14 protein-coding genes and 2 pseudogenes are annotated in these 17,938 nt (G+C 65.5%); 5 read left to right on the forward strand and 11 right to left on the reverse strand.

Annotated elements, in window-relative coordinates; translation table 11 throughout:
- Positions 1-35: 35 nt before the first annotated feature.
- Both BST40_RS23900 and BST40_RS23905 read right to left on the reverse strand, forming a co-directional pair.
- Positions 36-683 (reverse strand): annotated as a pseudogene (locus BST40_RS23900) (capsule stability/integrity protein PPE10); the annotation flags it as partial.
- 94 nt (positions 684-777) lie between these two features.
- Entirely contained in the window at positions 778-2,505 is a 1,728-nt protein-coding gene (locus tag BST40_RS23905) for an N-acyl-D-amino-acid deacylase family protein (protein WP_075546257.1), read from the reverse strand.
- A 65-nt stretch (positions 2,506-2,570) separates the two neighbouring features.
- On the opposite strand from BST40_RS23905, the gene BST40_RS23910 reads away from it, so the two are divergent.
- Both BST40_RS23910 and BST40_RS23915 read left to right on the forward strand, forming a co-directional pair.
- Complete coding sequence (locus BST40_RS23910; RefSeq protein ID WP_075546256.1) at positions 2,571-3,107, forward strand: mycothiol transferase; 537 nt, start codon at positions 2,571-2,573, stop codon at positions 3,105-3,107.
- A 10-nt stretch (positions 3,108-3,117) separates the two neighbouring features.
- Positions 3,118-3,975 carry a hypothetical protein gene (locus tag BST40_RS23915; protein WP_075546255.1) on the forward strand — a complete coding sequence of 286 codons (858 nt, stop codon included), beginning with the start codon at positions 3,118-3,120 and terminating at the stop codon, positions 3,973-3,975.
- A 102-nt stretch (positions 3,976-4,077) separates the two neighbouring features.
- On the opposite strand, the gene BST40_RS23920 is transcribed toward BST40_RS23915, so the two are convergent.
- From BST40_RS23920 to BST40_RS23955, 8 genes are read right to left on the reverse strand one after another with little or no spacing between them, the layout of a single operon-like run.
- Positions 4,078-4,776, reverse strand: a complete 699-nt coding sequence (locus BST40_RS23920; RefSeq protein WP_075546254.1) for an anti-sigma factor — start codon at positions 4,774-4,776, stop codon at positions 4,078-4,080.
- Positions 4,773-5,336, reverse strand: coding sequence for a sigma-70 family RNA polymerase sigma factor (locus BST40_RS23925; RefSeq protein ID WP_075546321.1), 564 nt, complete (start codon positions 5,334-5,336; stop codon positions 4,773-4,775). Before BST40_RS23925 ends, BST40_RS23920 begins: the two co-directional genes overlap by 4 nt.
- Before the next feature lie 47 nt (positions 5,337-5,383).
- Entirely contained in the window at positions 5,384-6,154 is a 771-nt protein-coding gene (locus tag BST40_RS23930; protein ID WP_075546320.1) for a DUF1295 domain-containing protein, read from the reverse strand.
- A 17-nt stretch (positions 6,155-6,171) separates the two neighbouring features.
- A complete protein-coding gene (locus tag BST40_RS23935; RefSeq protein ID WP_075546253.1) occupies positions 6,172-7,452 on the reverse strand; it encodes a class I SAM-dependent methyltransferase in 1,281 nt (426 codons plus the stop codon).
- On the reverse strand, positions 7,449-8,156 hold the full coding sequence (locus tag BST40_RS23940; RefSeq protein ID WP_075546252.1) for a DUF1365 domain-containing protein: 708 nt from the start codon (positions 8,154-8,156) through the stop codon (positions 7,449-7,451). Before BST40_RS23940 ends, BST40_RS23935 begins: the two co-directional genes overlap by 4 nt.
- Positions 8,150-9,466, reverse strand: coding sequence for an NAD(P)/FAD-dependent oxidoreductase (locus BST40_RS23945; protein ID WP_075546251.1), 1,317 nt, complete (start codon positions 9,464-9,466; stop codon positions 8,150-8,152). Before BST40_RS23945 ends, BST40_RS23940 begins: the two co-directional genes overlap by 7 nt.
- A gap of 52 nt (positions 9,467-9,518) precedes the next feature.
- The gene (locus BST40_RS23950; RefSeq protein WP_075546250.1) at positions 9,519-12,425 is read right to left on the reverse strand and encodes an MMPL/RND family transporter; all 2,907 of its coding nucleotides are present in this window, start codon (positions 12,423-12,425) and stop codon (positions 9,519-9,521) included.
- Positions 12,422-12,841: an MmpS family transport accessory protein gene (locus BST40_RS23955; RefSeq protein WP_075546249.1), complete on the reverse strand. Its 420-nt coding sequence runs from the start codon at positions 12,839-12,841 to the stop codon at positions 12,422-12,424. The genes BST40_RS23950 and BST40_RS23955 overlap by 4 nt, the downstream gene beginning before the upstream one ends.
- 337 nt (positions 12,842-13,178) lie before the next feature.
- Here BST40_RS23955 and BST40_RS23960 point away from each other — a divergent pair, with 337 nt between their 5' ends.
- From BST40_RS23960 to BST40_RS23970, 3 genes are all read left to right on the forward strand, one after another.
- Positions 13,179-13,865, forward strand: coding sequence for a TetR/AcrR family transcriptional regulator (locus tag BST40_RS23960; RefSeq protein ID WP_075546248.1), 687 nt, complete (start codon positions 13,179-13,181; stop codon positions 13,863-13,865).
- Positions 13,866-14,142: 277 nt separating this feature from the next.
- Positions 14,143-14,565, forward strand: a complete 423-nt coding sequence (locus BST40_RS23965) for an MmpS family transport accessory protein (protein ID WP_075546319.1) — start codon at positions 14,143-14,145, stop codon at positions 14,563-14,565.
- Entirely contained in the window at positions 14,562-17,540 is a 2,979-nt protein-coding gene (locus tag BST40_RS23970) for an MMPL/RND family transporter (protein WP_082275322.1), read from the forward strand. Before BST40_RS23965 ends, BST40_RS23970 begins: the two co-directional genes overlap by 4 nt.
- Positions 17,541-17,854: 314 nt before the next feature.
- On the opposite strand, the pseudogene BST40_RS32000 reads toward BST40_RS23970, so the two are convergent.
- A pseudogene (locus BST40_RS32000) lies at positions 17,855-17,938 on the reverse strand (hypothetical protein); the annotation flags it as partial.

Consider the following 17,938-nt stretch of genomic DNA (forward strand, 5'->3'; position numbering starts at 1 on the left):
TCGTGGGCTCGGAGATGTGTTTACGAGAGAGGGATGCCCGAGTTGCCGATGCCCAGGTTGCCGCTGCCGGTGTTGCCGATTCCGATGTTGCCGCTGCCGGTGTTGCCGAAGCCGAGGTTGATCGCGCCGTTCTTGCCGATGTCGATGCCGAGGTTGCGCAGCACCTGTTGCCAGGGCGCCAACAGTGACGCGGCCGCGGAGGCGTCGGCGTGGTATGCCGCCATCGCCGCCACATCCATCGCCCACATCTGCTCATAGGCGCCCTCGATGTCCATGATGGCCGGGGTGTTGAACCCCAACCAATTCGTGGCCGCCAGCACCTGCATCAGGCCACGGTTAGCCGCGACCACCGCGGGCTGCACCGTGGCCGCCAGCGCCGCCTCGAAGGCCGTCGCCGTGGCCGCGGCCTGAGCCGCGACTTGCTCGGCCTGGGTTGCGGCCGCGCTGAGCCATGCCATGTATTGGGTCGCGACGGCCATCATTGCCGCCGACGATGGACCCAGCCAAGAACCATTGGTCAGCTCGGCGACCACCGAGCTGAACGACGACATCGACGACGCCAATTCCTCGGCCAAGCCGCCCCAGGCCCCGGCCGCGGCAAGGAGCGGTCCCGCGCCGGGACCGGCGAACATCAGCGCCGAATTAATCTCTGGCGGCAACCACGCGAAATGCGGGTTTGTCACTAGCCCAAACTACCCGCCCGAGCCCCTCGACGTGGCCATATCGGCGCAGGAAAACTGCATATCCATACCCGGCGCACAGGAACCCCCTAAGTGCTCAGGCGGGGACCGGAGCGGACCGACGTCCGCGGACCAGCCTGCCGGGTCGGGCGGCGGTAGGCACCCCGTTCTCGGCGATCACCTCGCCCGAGACGACGGTCGCGACGTAGCCCTCGGCGGTCTGGTCCAAGCGCCGCCCGCCGGCGGGCAGGTCGTATCTGATGACCGGCTTGTGCAGCCGCAGCGCGCCGTGGTCGATGACATTGAGGTCGGCCTTGTAGCCGACGGCGATGCGTCCGCGGTCGGCCAGCCCGGCCACCCGGGCCGGAACAGAGGTGAGTTCCCGCACGGCCTCGGCCAGCGTGAACCGCCCGGATGCCCGGTCGCGCGCCCAGTGCGCCAGGAAATACGTCGAGTAGCTGGCGTCGCAGATCATGCCGTAGTGGGCGCCGCCGTCGCCGAGGCCGAGCACCACGTCGTCGCGGTGCAGCAGTTTGCCGACGGTGTCGAGCGAGTTGTTCTCCAGGTTGCTCGTGGCGACCAGCAGCATGGCGTGGCCGTCGTCGTCGAGCAGCCGGTCGTAGGCCTCTTCCATCGGGTTCACCCCCCGGGCCCGGGCCCGGGCCCCGATGCTGTCCGACGGATCCGGCTCGTAATCGGGGCTCTCGCCCAGCGGGAAGATCCAGTCCCAGGCCTGGGCCACATACAGGATCGGATGGCCGTGGCCGGGTTTGTCGGCCAGGATGCGGGCGCGCACCTCGGGCTTGCGCATCTCGGCGACCCGCTCGGCCAGCGGCAGATGCGCGATCTCCCGGTAGCTCGGGTACAGCACGAACGGGTTGGCGGACAGTTGCAGCCCGATGATCAGCCCGATCGGCCGCGGCAGCAGTTGCGCGGTGATGTCTCCCCCCACAGCGTTAGCCTTCTCGATCATGGTGATGGCGTCCGGCCAGGTCGGATCGCCGGTGTTGGCGACCACCAGCGTGAAGGTGACCGGCAGCCGTAAGTCCTCGGCGACGTCGAACACTAGCTGCAGAACCGGCTGATAGCCGCCGGCGGGAATGTCGGGCACGAACTGCAGCAGCCCGCCGCCGCCGTCGACCACACCCCTGGCGATCTCCTCGATCTCCTCCCGCGCGGCGTCGTAGCTGGGGATCGGCGAGCCGCTCTCGGTCTTGTGGATGGTCAGCCGCGACGACGCGAACCCCAGCGCGCCGGCCTCGATCGCCTCCTTGGCCAGGGCCCGCATCGCGGCCAGGTCTTGCCGGGTGGCCGGTTCGCGGTCGGCGCCGCGCTGCCCCATCACGTAAACCCGCAATGGAGAATGCGGCAGGTAGACGGCCACATCGATATCTCGGCTGCCCGCCTCGAGCGCATTCAGGTAGTCGGGAAACGTTTCCCAGGTCCACGGCAGGCCGTCGGTCATCACCACGCCGGGAATGTCCTCGACGCCGGCCATCACGTCGACGAGCACGTCGTGGTCCTGCTGGCGGCAGGGCGCGAAGCCGACCCCGCAGTTGCCCATCACCACCGTGGTCACGCCGTGCGCCGACGACGGTGTCAGCCGGTCCGACCAGATGGCCTGGCCGTCGTAGTGGGTATGCAGGTCGACGAAACCTGGGGTGACCAGCAGACCGGTCGCGTCGATCTCCCGCTTGGCGGATTCGTCGTTGACAACACCAACAACCCTGATGACGCCGTCCTGCACCGCGACGTCACCGACATACGGTTCGCCGCCCGACCCGTCGACGATGGTGCCGTTGCGGATGAGCAGGTCGTAGGTCATCTAATTAATTTACGACCGAGGCGGCGGGTGGTGCCAGGATCGTCCCCGTCCGTAAAGTCGCCGGTATGGCCAGCACCCCTGCCAACGATGCTGCGGCGGCGCGGGAGCTGCTGCGCGACGCGTTCACCCGCCTGATCGAACACGCCGACGACCTCACCCACGGCCTGACCGACGACATCGCCGCCTACCGGCCGACCGCGAGCGCCAACAGCATCGCCTGGTTGCTCTGGCACAGTGCCCGCGTCCAGGACATCCAGCTGGCTCACATCGCCGGCGTGGAGCAGGTGTGGACGCGCGACGGCTGGGTCGACCGGTTCGGTCTTGACCTACCGCGCGACGACACCGGCTACGGGCACAGCCCCGCCGATGTGGGCAAGGTGCGCGCACCGTCGGGCCTGCTGTCCGGTTACTACCACGCGGTGCACCAGCTCACCCTCGACTACGTCGCCGGTGTGACCGCGGCCGAGCTGTCGCGCATCGTGGACACCAACTGGGACCCGCCGGTGACCGCGAGCATGCGCTTGGTCAGCATCATCGACGACTGCGCACAACATCTCGGCCAGGCCGCCTACCTGCGTGGGATCGTGCCGCGGGCCCAGTAGGTTTCACGGCGTGCGATTCATTGCGACGGTGGTGTTGTGGCTGGCCACCACGGCCGCGCTGGCGGTGGCCGTGCCGGCGGCGTGGGCGCAGACCACGATCCTCGACGAGGACGGCTACGCCGCGCTGGCCCAGACTGCCGCCGCCGATCCCGTTCTGCAGTCCGCCATGGCGGCCGAACTCGCCACCCGCGCAACCGCGCTGATCGCCGAGCGCCGGGGGTCGAGCTATCCGAGCCATCCGGTCGACAGCTTGACCGTGCGCGATGCCGCCGCCGCATTCACCGCCGGCCCGGCGTTTCCGCCGCTGTTCGCCCAGGCAAACCGGGTCGCGCACCGCTGGTTGTTCGGCGAGCCGCGGTCCGGCCGCAGCGGTGACCAATGGGTGGTCGATCTGGCCCCGATGCTCAACGACAGTTCGATGCAGCAGGTGTTGAGCGGCTACCACGTCACGGTGCCGGCGACGCTGAAGGTTCCGCTGACGGTGTCGCTGCCTGAGTCGGTGCACCAGGGACAGCTGCGGCGGCTGGCGGTGTGGGGCCCGTGGGTCAGTATCGGCGCCGCAGCCTCGAGTGCCGGCTGCGCGTTGCTGATGCTGGCCACCGCGCGCCGCCGGGGCAAGGCGCTGACCAGCCTCGGCGTGTCGGGGCTGCTTGTCGGCGCCGCCGGCTGGGCGGGCATCGAGATCGGCAGTCGATATGTCGGCGACGCGCTCACTCGCACCACCGGCGATATCCGGCGGGTGGCCGACGTCATGGTCGCTGCGGCGGAGCGCAGCCTGCACCTGTGGCTGAACCTGACGCTGGCCGCCGGTGTGGCGCTGGTGGTGCTGGGCGTGCTGGCCGCGGTGCTGGGAAGCCTGTGGAAGTGACCGGAATTCATCGAGATTGCCGTGATGGTCGTGCTTCAGACCGCGAACGCAGCCGTGGGAGCAATGTCGGCGAATCCCGTCGGTGAACCCCGGCTCACCGTCTCAACGCAGCGGCAGCTCGGCCAAGATCGCGCCGGTCGGCCGCGTAGAACCGGTGCCCGGTTCGACGGTGAACGCCAGCGCGGTCGAGTTCCCCAGGTCGGTCAGCGTGGCCTTCGTCGACGGCGCCACCGCCGCCGGGCCCATGGTCCCCGCCGACGTCGGCCCGTTGGCGCCCAGCAGCCACATCTGATAAACGGTGCCCGGGGACGGCGGCGGCACGTTGTTCATCACCAGCACGCCGGCATTGCGGTCGTGGGAGAACATCACCGTGGCGGTCCCGTTGCCCAACGGGCGGGAGACCGTCCGCACATCCGGTGCGCCCAGGACCTGCTCGGCGACCGTGGGCGCCGCCGGCGGCCGCAGCACTGTCCCCAGGCCGAACGCGCCCAGTCCCACCACCACAGCGGCTGCGGATGCGAAAGCGGCCGTACGCCAACGTGATTGGCGGCGGCCGGCGGCTGGCTTGACGCTGTCCAGGACGGCTGTGCGCAGACGTTCCGGCGGTTCGGTGGCGGTCGTCGCCGACACGATCGCCATCGTCTCGCGAACCGCGCGGACTTCTTCGTTGAAGGCGGCCGTCACCGCCGACGGCGCGGCGGCGACCATTCGCTCGATGTCGACTCGCTCCTCGTCGGACATCGCATGCAACGCATACGGGATCGCCAGCTCCAACAGTCCGAAATCGGTCGGCTCGGTCATGACATACCCAGGCAGTTCCGCAGACCGCGCAGCGCGTCCCGCATGCGCGATTTGATCGTCGACAGGTTGGTGGCCAGCCGGTGCGACACCTCGGCGTATGTCAGGCCGCCGTAGTAGGCCAGTTCGATGCACTCCCGCTGCGCGTCGGTCAGCCCGCCCAGGCATGCGGCGACCCGGCGCCGCTCGTCACCGGCGATCGCGGAGTCGGCGACGACGTCGCTCGCCGGGTCGATATTGGCCACGCCGTAGCGTGACTCCCGCTGGCTGCCCGCTTGCTCGGCTCGCACCCGGTCGACGGCGCGCCGGTGTGCCATGGTCAGCAACCAGGCCAGCGGCGAGCCTTTGACGGCGTCGTACTCCGACGCCGTGCGCCACACCTCGAGATAGATCTCCTGCGTGGTTTCCTCGCTGTAGCCCGGGTCCCGCAACACCCGCGCCACCAATCCGTACACCCGGGTTTTGGTGTGGTCGTAGAACGTTGCGAACGCGTCGGGGTCGCCCCGCGCGATCTGGTGCAACAGGGCGCTGAGGTCGCTGCTCAGGCGTGGCGGTCCCGTCATCGACGGTAGCCTATCGTCAAGCAGCACCGAAATCGCCGGACTGGTCATCACTGACGCGCCGATCGCGGTGGCCGGGGCACGAAATACGCTGTCCGACGCTGGTATTCCCCGAATCCGGGACGGTTTTTCATGTACTTCTCGGTCAGCCGGGCCCCGCTCACGTCGACCAGGAAGTAGGTCATCAACAGCGGCGAGACCACCGTGAGCAGCGGCACCCAGCCGGTGATGGTGATCAGCCACAACCCCCACCAGACACAGGCGTCACCGAAGTAATTGGGGTGGCGGGTCCAGGCCCATAGGCCGCGGTCCATGATGGCCCCGCGATTGGCCGGGTCGGATTTGAAGACCCGCAACTGGCGGTCGCCGAGCGCTTCGAAGAAGACCCCGACCAGCCATACCGCCACGCCCAGACCGGTGACCACCAGCAATGGCTTGGGCGTGGCCCCGGTGATCGCCGACAGCTGCAGCGGAAAGGAGATGAACAGCGTCAGGAAGGCCTGCAGTACGAAGACCTTGCGCACCACCTGACCCGTGGTGGCACCGCGCAGCAGATCGGCGTAGCGGGGATCCTCACCCTTGCCGGCGGTCTTGCGGTACATGTGCCAGCTCAGCCGCAGACCCCACACCGTCACCAGCGCCAGCAGCAGCCACCGCCGGGCCGGGTCTCCGGTGCCCAATACCGCCGCCACGGCTGCTACCGCGATAAACCCAAGCCCCCAGGCGACGTCGACGACGTTGTAGCGGCCGAGCCACCTGCCGATCAGGAAGGTCGTCGAATGCACCACCGCCAGCGCCAGCGCCGAAGCGCCCGATACCAGGAAGATGTCGGCCTCGTTCACCGGTCATCCTTGCGCTCGAACGTCCACTGGACGACATCGAGGTACCCCGACCGGAATCCCGCCTCGGAGTAGGCCAGATAGAACTCCCACATCCGGGCGAATACCTCGTCGAAACCCAAGTGCGCCAACCGGTCTCGTCGCTCGACGAATCGCTCCCGCCACAGCCGCAGGGTCTCGGCGTAGTGCGGTCGCAGCGAGGCGGTGTCGACCGTGCGCAGGCTGGTGTGGCGCTCGGTGATCGCCGCGATGGCCTTCGTGGACGGCAACAGTCCGCCGGGGAAGATGTACTTCTGGATCCAGGTGCGGGTGTTGCGGGTGGCCAGCATCCGGTCGTGGGGCATGGTGATCGCCTGGATCGCCACTCGGCCGCCCGGGCGCACCAGCTGGTCCAGCGTTGCGAAATACGTTGGCCAGGAGCGGTATCCGACGGCCTCGATCATCTCGACCGAGAGTATCGCGTCATAAGGGTCATGCCCCGGCCGGGCGTCGCGGTAGTCGCACAGCTCGATCTGCACCCGAGGGGCCAGGCCCGCGGCGGCGACCCGCTGCCGCGCCAGCCGCTGCTGCTCCACCGATAACGTGACCGATCGCACCCGGGCCCCGCGGGCGGCCGCCCGGATGCACAGCTCGCCCCAGCCGGTGCCGATCTCGAGCACCCGGCTGCCCGGTCCGACACCGGCCAGGTCGAGCAGCCGATCGATCTTGCGCCGTTGGGCGGCAGCCAAATCGGGCCACGAGGCGGGAAGAGCGTCGAACAGCGCGGACGAATATGTCATGGTCTCGTCGAGGAACTCAGCGAACAGGTCGTTCGACAGATCATAGTGCTCGGCGACATTGCGGCGGGCCTGATCGCGGCTGGGACCGCGCCGCGTCGGCTCGAACGCTGGCGCCAGCGGACGCAGCCACTGCAGCGGGCCCGGCACCAGGTCGGCCACCGACTCGGCCAGGACCGTCAGCACCCTGGTGAGATCCTCCGACGACCAGTCACCGGCCAGGTAGGACTCGCCGAAGCCGATCAGGCCGTGCCGGCCGATCCGTCGTGCCAGCGCCTGCGGGCGGTGAACCGTCAGCGTCGCCGACGTGGCGTCGCCGGCGCCGATCGCCGTGCCGTCGGGGTAGACCAGTCGCAGCGGCAGTCGGGCGACCGCGCGACGCAACAGCCAGTCGGCGATGGCCGCCGACACCGCTGCGACCGGTCCCGACGGCACCGCGGTGACTGCCGGCCAGCGTTCGGAATCTATTGTGACCGAAGGCGTTCCGATCGTTTCGATGCTCATCGCGGTACCACTGGAACTCGACGTAACCACAGTGTGATCCCCTGTATCCGGATACGGGCGGCCACCACCAACGGGGCCAACGGTGAAATGCATTGCATGAGCACGACTTCTTTGGTTGTCGCGGGTCGTCGCGTCCCGCGAAGGTTCGCGATGAATACCGGGAAGGCCGGGTGGTTCTTGGCGTGTAGCGCCACCGTCACGTCCACTTCGTGGTCGGGCCGCGGTGCCCGCACCACGTAGCGCCCGTCGACGCCGTTGAACGGCGAGACATAGAACGTCTTGGCCGTCACCACGGGCCGATCGGCCGGCGGCAGCAGATACGCATGCCGTTCCCCGTAGGTGTTGTGCACTTCGGCCACCACGTGGCACACCCGGCCGTCACGGTCGTGACACCAATAGACGCTCAACGGGTTGAAGACATGCCCGAGCACGCGCGCCTGCAGCAACGCGGTGATCCGGCCGTCGGGAACAGCGACGCCGCGATCGGTGAAGAACGCCTCCAACCGGTCCCGCAGTGAACCGTGCGGCGTCCCGGTGAAGTGATCGTCGGCGCGAAATCGGGCGAACGTCCGCAGCCACCAGGGCAGCCGCGGCAGCTCGTCGACGTCGACATACCAGCTGTAGCTTCGGTATTCGAACGAGTGGTGCACCGGGGCGCGCCGCGAGTGCGTGATGGTGGTGCGGTAGATCGCCGGAGTCAGCATGGCACCACCACCTCCCTTCGGGTAGCGGCCGGCCAGTCCGCCCCGAGTCTGCGGGCCGCGCGCAGCCCGGAGGCGGCGCCGTCCTCGTGGAACCCCCAGCCGTGGTAGGCCCCGGCGAACACCACCCGATCGTCATCGAGGGTGGGCAATAAACATTGGGCCGCAACCGATTCCGGTGTGTACAGCGGATGGCTGTAGGTCATCTCGGCAAGCACCGAGCCCGGGTCCACCCGGTCATGGCCGCCGAGGGTGACCAGGAACCGGCGGTTGTGGTCGATGCGCATCAGCCTGCTGACGTCGTAGCTGACCACCACATGGTCGGCGCCCGGTGTCACCAGGTAGTTCCACGACGCGCGAGCGCCGGGGTGGCGCGGCAGCACCGACTCGTCGGTGTGCAGCTGGGCCCGGTTTGTCGAGTACGGAATGGCGCCGAGTACGTGGCGCTCCCAGGCGGTCGGCTGGTCGAGTAGCAGCAGGGCCTGGTCGGGATGCACGGCCACGACGGCCGCGTCGAACTCTCGCGGGGCGCCGTGACCGGCTCGGATCACCACGCCGCCGGCGACCCGGCGCAGCGAATGCACCGGTGCGTCCGTTGCCACCTCGGCCAGACGTGAGGCGATGGCCTGGACGTAGGTCGCCGAACCCCCGGTGACGGTGCGCCAGGTGGGCGATCCGAACACCGACAACATCCCGTGATGGTCGAGGAAGACGAACAGATACCTGGCCGGATAGCGCAACGCATCCGCACTCGCGCATGACCACACTGCGGCCACCAGGGGAGTGATGAAGTAGTCGACGAAAAACGACGAGAAACGGTGCCGTTTGAGGAACGCCGCCAATGTCTCTGGCTCATCGCCTGGTTCCGCGCGCAGCAGCCGGGAGGCGGCGCGGTGGAAGCGCAGGATCTCGGCGAGCATCAACAGGTAGCGCGGCCGCAGCGCTTGGCGGCACGCGAACAGGCCCCGGACGCCCAGTGCCCCGGCATATTCGAGGCCGATGTCGTCGGCGCGCACCGACATCGACATGTCCGATTCCTGGGTGGCCACCCCCAGTTCGTCGAACAGCCGGCACAGCGTCGGGTAGGTGCGGTCGTTGTGCACCAGGAACGCCGAGTCGACGGCCACCAGACGGTGACCGCCCGTCTCGCCGCCAGGATCGACGTAGTGGGTGTGGGCGTGTCCGCCGAGCCGGGTGTCGGCCTCGTACAAGGTGACTCGGTCACGTCCGGACAGCAGGTAGGCGGCGGTGAGGCCGGCGACGCCGCTGCCGATGACCGCTATCGAGCGTCCCGCGGGATGTCTTTGCTGCACATCAGGTATTCGGAACCGTCGGCAGCTCGGATGGGAGCGGAGCTAACCGACCCTAATGTTCACCGCTCATCGCCATCAGCCGGTCCGTTTGCGGCTCCTCCCCGGGACCCTTTGGTGCCGAACGGATTCGGGGCGGCCGGGAACGCACCTTCATCGGCCACCAGAACCAGCGTCCCAGTAGCGCGGCGATGGAGGGCGTCATGAACGAACGCACAATCAGCGTGTCGAACAGCAGACCCAGGCCGATGGTGGTGCCCACCTGGCCGATCACCCGCAGATCGCTGACGGCCATGGACGCCATGGTGAACGCGAACACCAGTCCGGCGTTGGTCACGACCTTGCCCGTGCCGCCCATCGCGCGAATGATGCCGGTGTTGAGCCCTGCGCCGATTTCCTCCTTGAACCGAGAAACCAGCAGCAGGTTGTAGTCAGATCCCACCGCCAGCAGCACGATGACGGACATGGCGAGCACCATGTAGTGCAATTCGATGCTGAGGATGTGCTGCCACAACAGCACCGACAGCCCGAAGGAGGCACCCAGCGACAGCGCCACCGTACCCACGATCACCGCCGCCGCGACGAACGCGCGGGTCAAGATCAGCATGATGATGAAAATCAGGCACAGCGAGGAAATCCCGGCGATCAGCAGGTCCCATTTAGCCCCGTCGGCGATGTCGTAGAAGACGGCCGCCGTCCCGGCCAGATAGATCTTGGCGTCCTCGAGCGGGGTTCCTTTGAGCGATTCTTCGGCCGCGGTGCGGATCGCATTGACGCTTGCGATTCCCTCGGGTGATTGCGGATCTCCCCGGTGCAAAATGATGAACCGGGCGGTGTGCCCGTCCGGGGACAGGAACGATTTCATGGCGCGCTGAAAGTCCTTGTTCTTGAAGACCTCTGGCGGCAGGTAGAACGAGTCGTCGTTCTTGGCGGCGTCGAACGCCTTGCCCATGGCGTTCGAGTTTTCGCTCATCTCGTTCATCTGGTCGTAGAAGCCGGCCATGGTGCTGTGCATGGTCAGCATCATGATCCGCATGCTCTCCATGCTGTCGATCATCGGCGGGAACGTCGCCAGCATCTGCGGCATCAGCCGGTCAATATTCTTGGTATCGGCTACCAGATCGCTGAGCTTCTCGTCAACCTGGTCGAGCCCGTCCAGCGCGTCGAATATCGACCTGAAGGACCAGCAGATGGGGATGTCGTAACAGTGCTTCTCCCAGTAGAAGTAGCTACGGATCGGGCGCCAGAAATCATCGAAGTCCGCGATATGGTCGCGCAGCTCGTTGGTGATCTGCTGCATCTGTTCGGTGTCGCCGACGATGCGGTGGGTGTTCTCGGCGAGCTGTGACATCAGGCTGTACATCTGCTTCATGATCGTGATGGTCTTGGCCATCTCGTCGGCCTGCTTGAGCATGTCATCGATCCGGTCACGCTGGTACTTCAGGGTCTGCACCTGACCGGCGTTTTGCATGCTGATCAGAAACGGGATCGACGTGTGGTCCATCGCTGTTCCATCGGGCCTGGTGATCGCCTGCACCCGGGATATTCCGGGAACCCGGAAGATTCCCTTGGCCAGTTTGTCGAGCACCAGAAAGTCCGCGGGATTTCGCATGTCGTGATCGGACTCGATCATCAACACATCGGGCTTCATCCGGGCCTGCGAGAAGTGGCGTTCCGCGGCGGTGAACCCTTGGTTGGCGGGAATGAAGTTGGGCAGGTAGGAGCGGTCGTTGTAGTTGGTCCGGTATCCGGGCAGCGCGAGCAGACCGACCAAAGCAACGGCGCAGGTGGCGGCGAGAACGGGCAGCGGCCACCGCACCACCACCGTGCCGACCCGGCGCCAGCCACGAACTTTGAGCAGCCGCTTGGGATCGAATAACCCGAATCGGCTGCCGACGGTCAGCACCGCGGGCCCCAGCGTCAGCGCCGCGAACACCGCGGCCAGCATGCCCACCGCACAAGGGATGCCGAGGGTTTCGAAGTAGGGCATCCGGGCGAACTTGAGGCAGAAGGTGGCGCCCGCGATCGTCAGGCCGGAGCCCAGGATGACGTGGGCGGTGCCGCGGTACATGGTGTAGAAGGCGGTTTCCCGGTCTTCCCCGGCCTGGCGCGCCTCCTGGTAGCGCCCGAAGATGAAGATGCCGTAGTCGGTGCCGGCGGCAATAGCCAGTGAGGTCAGCAGGCTGACCGCAAAGGTGGACAGTCCGATGGCCCCGGTGTGTCCGAGGAGCGCGACCACTCCCCGGGCCGCGGTCAACTCCACCCCGACGGTCAGCAACAGCATGACGACGGTGATCGGCGAGCGGTACACCACCAGCAGCATGATGAAGATCACCGCGACGGTGGTGATGGTGATCTTCATCATCGACTTGTCGCCGCTGTGGTGCATGTCCGCAACCATCGCCGCCGCACCGGTGACATACGTCGTCACCCCCGGCGGCGCCGGCGTGTCCGCGACGATCTTGCGCACCGCTTCGACGGACTCGTTGGCCAACGGCTCGCCTTGGTTGCCGGCGAGATTCAATTGGACGTAGGTGGCCTTGCCGTCGTTGCTTTGCGCCCCGGCTGCCGTCAGCGGATCTCCCCAGAAGTCCTGGACGCTCTGGACATGCTTGGTATCGGCTCGCAGTTTGCGGATGAGAACGTCGTAGTACTTGTGGGCCGCGTCGTCGAGTGGCTGTTTGCCCTCCAAGACGATCATGGCGACGCTGTCGGTGCTGCCTTCGTTGAACGCCTGGCCGATGTGCTTCATGGCCTGGTACGACGGCGCTTCCTTGGGGCTCAGCGACACCGAGCGCTCTTGCCCGACTTCTTCCAGCGACGGGACGAAAACGCTGAGCGCAACGCAGATCGCCAGCCAGCCGAGGATGATCGGCACCGCGAACGCGTGGATGATCCGCGCGATCAATGGCTTTTCGGCATGGGTGCCGGTGCCGGGGTCGTTTGCGTATTTGATGGTCACGCCGACTTCACCAGGCAGTAGGTGTAGGCATTGACCTCGTGCGAAACCTTCTCGGCCTTGACCACGCCGTCCACGGTGATCCGGCAACCGATGCTGTCGCTATCGCCTTGGGCCACAAGGTTTCCCATCACTGCCGCCAAGTTCGTGGTGAAGTGCAACGACCACGGTAGCACCGCTTGATCCACCCGTTGCGGGTCGGAATTGACATCGAAATAGCTGATGTCGGCGACCGTTCCGGGCGGGCCGAAGACTTCGTAGGTAATCTGTTTGGGGTTGAACGGTTTGCTGTCGAGGTTGCTGTCGGAATAGGACTCGCGCTTCTCGGATGCGAAGAAGCCGCGAATCCGGTGCACGGTGAACCCCCCGGCGATGACCACCGCCAGGATTACCAGCGCGATCCATGTCCGCGACAGCACCTTGAAGATCTCAAGTTCCTTTCGCCGGTTGGTATTTGCTACGGGCGAACCATACCCGCCCCTTCGAAGTCCTTCCCGAGCTTTTAACGACAGAGCACCGCGACGCGCCCGATCAGCCGCGGCGCACCCGATCAGCGACGCCGGTGGCCGCGACGAGCTACTCGTCGCGGGTCACCCTGAATCACCACGAGCCTGCCATTACTGTGCCTAGCCTTGCCTAAGTAAACCACTGCGCTGTGGGGCGCAACTCCTTCACCCCGCAGGGCCGCAGTGTAACGCATATCACGTGCGTAACGGCACGCTACCCGGTCGGCTTACCGCTCGCAAATCACGCGATGTGCGTTATCCTCTGCCAGTGGCGCAACTGACGTTCCGGCGCGCCCGCACCGAGGAGAACAAACGCCGGCGTGCCGCGGCGTTGATGGAAGCGGCGCGTTCGCTGGCATCCGAAACCGGAGTGGCGTCGGTGACCCTGACCGCCGTCGCCAACCGCGCCGGCATTCACTACTCGGCGGTGCGCCGCTATTTCACCTCCCACAAAGAGGTCCTGCTCCACCTCGCTGCCGAGGGTTGGGTGCGGTGGTCGAAGACGGTATGCGAGAGCTTGAGCGAACCCGGCCCGATGTCGCATTCCCGGGTGGCCGCGGCCCTGGCCGACGGCCTTGCCGCCGATCCGCTGTTCTGTGACCTGCTGGCCAATCTTCACCTGCACCTCGAACACGAGGTGGATGTCGACCGGGTGGTCGAGGTAAAGCGCACCAGCACCGCCGCGGTGATCGCGCTCGCTGACGCGATCGAGAATGCGCTGCCGGCGCTCGGGCGTTCGGGGGCGTTCGACATCCTGCTGGCTGCTTACTCGTTGGCGGCCACGCTGTGGCAGATTGCCAATCCGCCGGAGCGGCTCACCGACGCCTACGCCGAGGAGCCTGACGTGCTGCCGCCCGAGTGGAACCTCGATTTCGCCTCCGCCCTCACTCGGCTGCTCACCGCGACCTGTTTCGGCCTCACCGCCGAATGTTCCTGAGCCACCGAGGATGGAGAGTTTTCGTGAGCAGATCACAACCGGTTGCGACCGTCGCGTGGGCGAGGTTATGCGGCCCGCAACCGGTACGTTTAAGATACTTAGCGCAACAAATCATCGGGATGGGTTGTCACCTACACCGGCCGTTTCCGGCCGCCTCGGGTTTGCTTCCCGGATCCCTTCGACAAACCTGGCGCGCGCGATGGCTCGAGCGCCGCGACGCATGATCCCGGTCCCGGCGAGCGAAAGGTGATGGGTGGCAAAGATTTCGGTTGCCGGCGTGCTGAAGCGAGTGTGGATCCCCCTCGTCATCGTTGCCGTGGTCGCGGTGGCGGGTTTCAGCGTCCATCGCCTCCGTAGCTTTTTCGGCTATCAGGACAAGGGACCGATCACCAGCGGCATTGCCGATGACATCAAGCCGTTCAACCCCAAGCACGTCGTCTACGAGGTGTTCGGTCCGCCCGGGACCATTGCCAACATCAACTATTTGGACGTCAATGCGCAGCCCCAGCGGGTCAGTAACGTCCCGCTGCCCTGGACGCTTTCCGTCACCACCACGCTGGCTTCGGTGAGCGTCAACGTGGTGGCGCAGGGCAACAGCGATCAGATCGGTTGCCGCATCATCGTCAACGGCGAAGTCAAGGACGAAAGGTCCGAGAACGAAGTGAACGCCCAAACCTTTTGCCTGGTGAAATCGGCATGAGCGAGATCCAGACGACCACCGAAAGCAGTCCCGCGGATCAAACCCGAAGCGGGTCCGGGAAACGGCCCTCGTTTGCCCGGGTAATTCACCGCCTTGCGGTGCCGATCGTGCTGGTCTGGATCGGACTTGTCGTCGTTCTGAGTATTTTCGTACCGTCGCTGGAACAGGTCGGCAAAGACCACACCGTCTCGTTGAGCCCCAATGACGCCGAGTCGATGGTCGCGATGAAGCGCGTCGGCAAGGTTTTTCACGAATTCAACACCGACAGCTCGGTGATGATCGTGCTGGAAGGCGACAAGCCACTCGACGACGCCGCCCACCACTATTACGACGAACTGATCCGCAGACTTTCCGCCGACACCAAACACGTTCAGCACATCCAGGATTTCTGGGGCGACCCGCTGACGGCGGCCGGTTCACAGAGCCCCGACGGCAAGGCGGCCTACGTCCAGCTGAACCTGGCCGGTAACCAGGGCGAGTCGCTGGCCAACGAATCCGTCGAAGCGGTGCGCAAGATCGTCGACAGCGTTCCGGCCCCGCCGGGTGTCAAGGCATATGTCACCGGCGCGGCCGCGCTCACCGCCGATCAGTCCACGTCCGGCGACAAAGGCGTCAAGAAAGTCACGATGATCACCTTTCTGGTGATCATCGTGATGCTGCTTTTCGTATACCGATCCATTGTCCAGGTGCTGCTGGTCCTGGTGATGGTCGGAATCGAGTTGATGGCGGCCCGGCAAGTCGTTGCTTTCCTGGGGCACTACAACATCATCGGGCTTTCCACCTTCGCGGTTAATCTGCTGGTGCTGATGGCGATCGCGGCCGGCACCGACTATGCGATATTCGTGCTCGGTCGGTATCAAGAGGCGCGCGGTCTCGGTGAGGACCGGGAAAAGGCGTTCTACACAATGTTCCACGGAACCGCACATGTCGTCCTCGGCTCCGGTCTGACGATCGCCGGTGCGATGTATTGCCTCAGCTTCACCCGCCTTCCCTATTTCCAAACTCTGGGCGCCCCATGCGCAATAGGAATGCTGGTAGCGGTGCTGGCCGCGCTCACCCTCGGTCCGGCCGTGCTGGTAGTCGGCAGTTACTTCAAGATCTTCGACCCCAAGCGCAAGATGCGGACCCGCGGCTGGCGGCGGGTAGGTACCGCGATCGTGCGCTGGCCCGGACCGATCCTGGCCGTGTCTATCGCGATCGCCCTGATCGGGCTGCTCGCGCTGCCGGGGTACAAGACGAATTACGACAGCAAGAAGTATCTGCCGCCCTGGACCCCCGCGAATGTGGGTTACGCAGCTGCCGACCGGCATTTCTCCCAGGCGAGGATGAACCCGGAGCTGCTCTTGGTGGAGACCGATCACGATATGCGCAATTCGGCCGACATGCTGGTCATCGACCGGATAGCCAAAGCGGTCTTTCACGTGCCAGGTATCGGACGTGTGCAGGCGATAACCCGGCCGTTGGGCAGGCCGATCGAGCACACCTCGATTCCGTTCCAGATCAGCATGCAAAGCACGGTTCAGGTCGAGAACATGCAGTACATGAAGCAGCGGATGGCCGACATGCTGACGCAGGCAGACGCGATGCAGCAGTCGATCGACACCATGCAGCGCATGTACGACATCATGGCTCAGACGGTGAAAGTCACCCACAACATGGACACGCTGACCCATGAAATGGTTGAGATCACCAACCAATTGCGGGACCACATCGCCGATTTCGACGATTTCTGGCGGCCGATTCGCAGTTACTTCTATTGGGAACGACACTGCTACGACATTCCGATCTGCTGGTCGCTCCGGTCGATATTCGATGCGCTGGACGGCCTTGACCAGATCGACGAGAAGTTGGCGGAGCTCTCCGGCAACTTGGACCAATTGGACGTGTTGATGCCGCAGATGCTTGCTCAGCTGCCGCCGCAGATCGCGACGATGAAGACGATGAAGACGATGATGCTGACCATGCACAGCTCGATGTCGTCGCTGTATGACCAGATGGACGAGATGAGCAAGAATTCGACGGCGATGGGGCAGGCTTTCGACGCGTCGCGCAACGACGACTCCTTCTATATTCCGCCGGAGGTTTTCGACAACCCCGACTTCAAGCGGGGTCTGAAGATGTTCCTGTCACCAGACGGGCACGCGGTCCGCTTCATCATCTCCCACGAAGGTGATCCGGCTACCCCCGAAGGCATCTCGCACGTCGAGCCGATCCTGAAGGCGGCCAAGGAGGCGGTCAAGGGGACTCCGCTGGAGGGCGCCAAGATCTATCTGGGTGGAACGGCCGCGGTCTTCAAGGATATGCGCGACGGTTCCAAATGGGATCTCATGATTGCCGGAATCGCCGCCGCCAGTCTGATTTTCATCATCATGCTGATCATCACACGAAGTGTGGTGGCGGCGTTCACCATCGTCGGCACGGTGCTGCTGTCGTTGGGTGCCTCGTTCGGGCTTTCTGTTCTGGTCTGGCAGGACATTCTCGGTTTCGAATTGCACTGGATGGTGCTGGCGATGTCGGTCATCCTGCTGTTGGCCGTCGGATCGGACTACAACCTGCTGCTGGTATCGCGCTTCAAGGAAGAAATCGGCGCCGGAATAAAGACCGGGATCATCCGGTCGATGGCCGGCACCGGCGCCGTCGTGACATCTGCGGGCCTGGTCTTCGCCGCCACCATGGCCTCGTTCATCTTCAGCGACTTGAAGGTGATCGGACAGGTTGGTACGACGATCGCGCTGGGTCTGTTGTTCGACACGCTGATCGTGCGGTCATTCATGATGCCGTCCGTGGCCGCGCTGATGGGCCGCTGGTTCTGGTGGCCGCAGCGAGTGCGGACCCGGCCGGCCAGTCAGCTACTTCGGCCTTACGGCCCGCGCCCGTTGGTTCGTGCGTTGTTGCTGCCCCGCGATGGTAAATCCGTCGGCCCATCCGGAACCGCGGACACCGATCGATTCCCGGTGAGCACCCCGCACTACTGACGCGGGACGCGAACGTTCAGCTGCCCGATGGGCAGGTCCCGATCAATCGCCTTGAGCCGCAAGCGAGATCTACGTGTGCGCGGAGAAGCGCGAGTGCGCGTGGTGCTGCTCCGACTTGGCTCACGTTAGTGCGCACGTCGTCGCGGGATCGTGGGCGTTGGGGTGTGGGTGTGGTCGTCGGCCTTGATTGTTGGCGATGGCCGTGGGTGTATCGCGAACGAGTTTCTTGATGTGCCAACCCGTTTAACCTCCGATCCGGTGCTGACAATGACCGGGCCGGCCACCAACTCAGTTGTCTGGTGGTGCTGGTGGTGGGGTTGGAAGGGGTCGTCCCACCACCAGTCGGCGCGTTCGCCGGTGGGCCCGGGATAGGCCGCGACAGCGGGCGGGGGTTGGGT

The sequence above is a fragment of the Mycobacterium persicum genome (genome assembly GCF_002086675.1).
Taxonomy (GTDB): domain Bacteria; phylum Actinomycetota; class Actinomycetes; order Mycobacteriales; family Mycobacteriaceae; genus Mycobacterium; species Mycobacterium persicum.

Excerpts from the sequence above, each read along its gene's own strand:
- BST40_RS23925 (WP_075546321.1), bottom strand. The coding sequence starts at position 5,336 with ATGACGGGACCGCCACGCCTGAGCAGCGACCTCAGCGCCCTGTTGCAC.
- BST40_RS23905 (WP_075546257.1), bottom strand. The coding sequence starts at position 2,505 with ATGACCTACGACCTGCTCATCCGCAACGGCACCATCGTCGACGGGTCG.
- BST40_RS23920 (WP_075546254.1), bottom strand. The coding sequence starts at position 4,776 with ATGACCGAGCCGACCGATTTCGGACTGTTGGAGCTGGCGATCCCGTAT.
- BST40_RS23910 (WP_075546256.1), top strand. The coding sequence starts at position 2,571 with ATGGCCAGCACCCCTGCCAACGATGCTGCGGCGGCGCGGGAGCTGCTG.
- BST40_RS23935 (WP_075546253.1), bottom strand. The coding sequence starts at position 7,452 with ATGAGCATCGAAACGATCGGAACGCCTTCGGTCACAATAGATTCCGAA.
- BST40_RS23940 (WP_075546252.1), bottom strand. The coding sequence starts at position 8,156 with ATGCTGACTCCGGCGATCTACCGCACCACCATCACGCACTCGCGGCGC.
- BST40_RS23970 (WP_082275322.1), top strand. The coding sequence starts at position 14,562 with ATGAGCGAGATCCAGACGACCACCGAAAGCAGTCCCGCGGATCAAACC.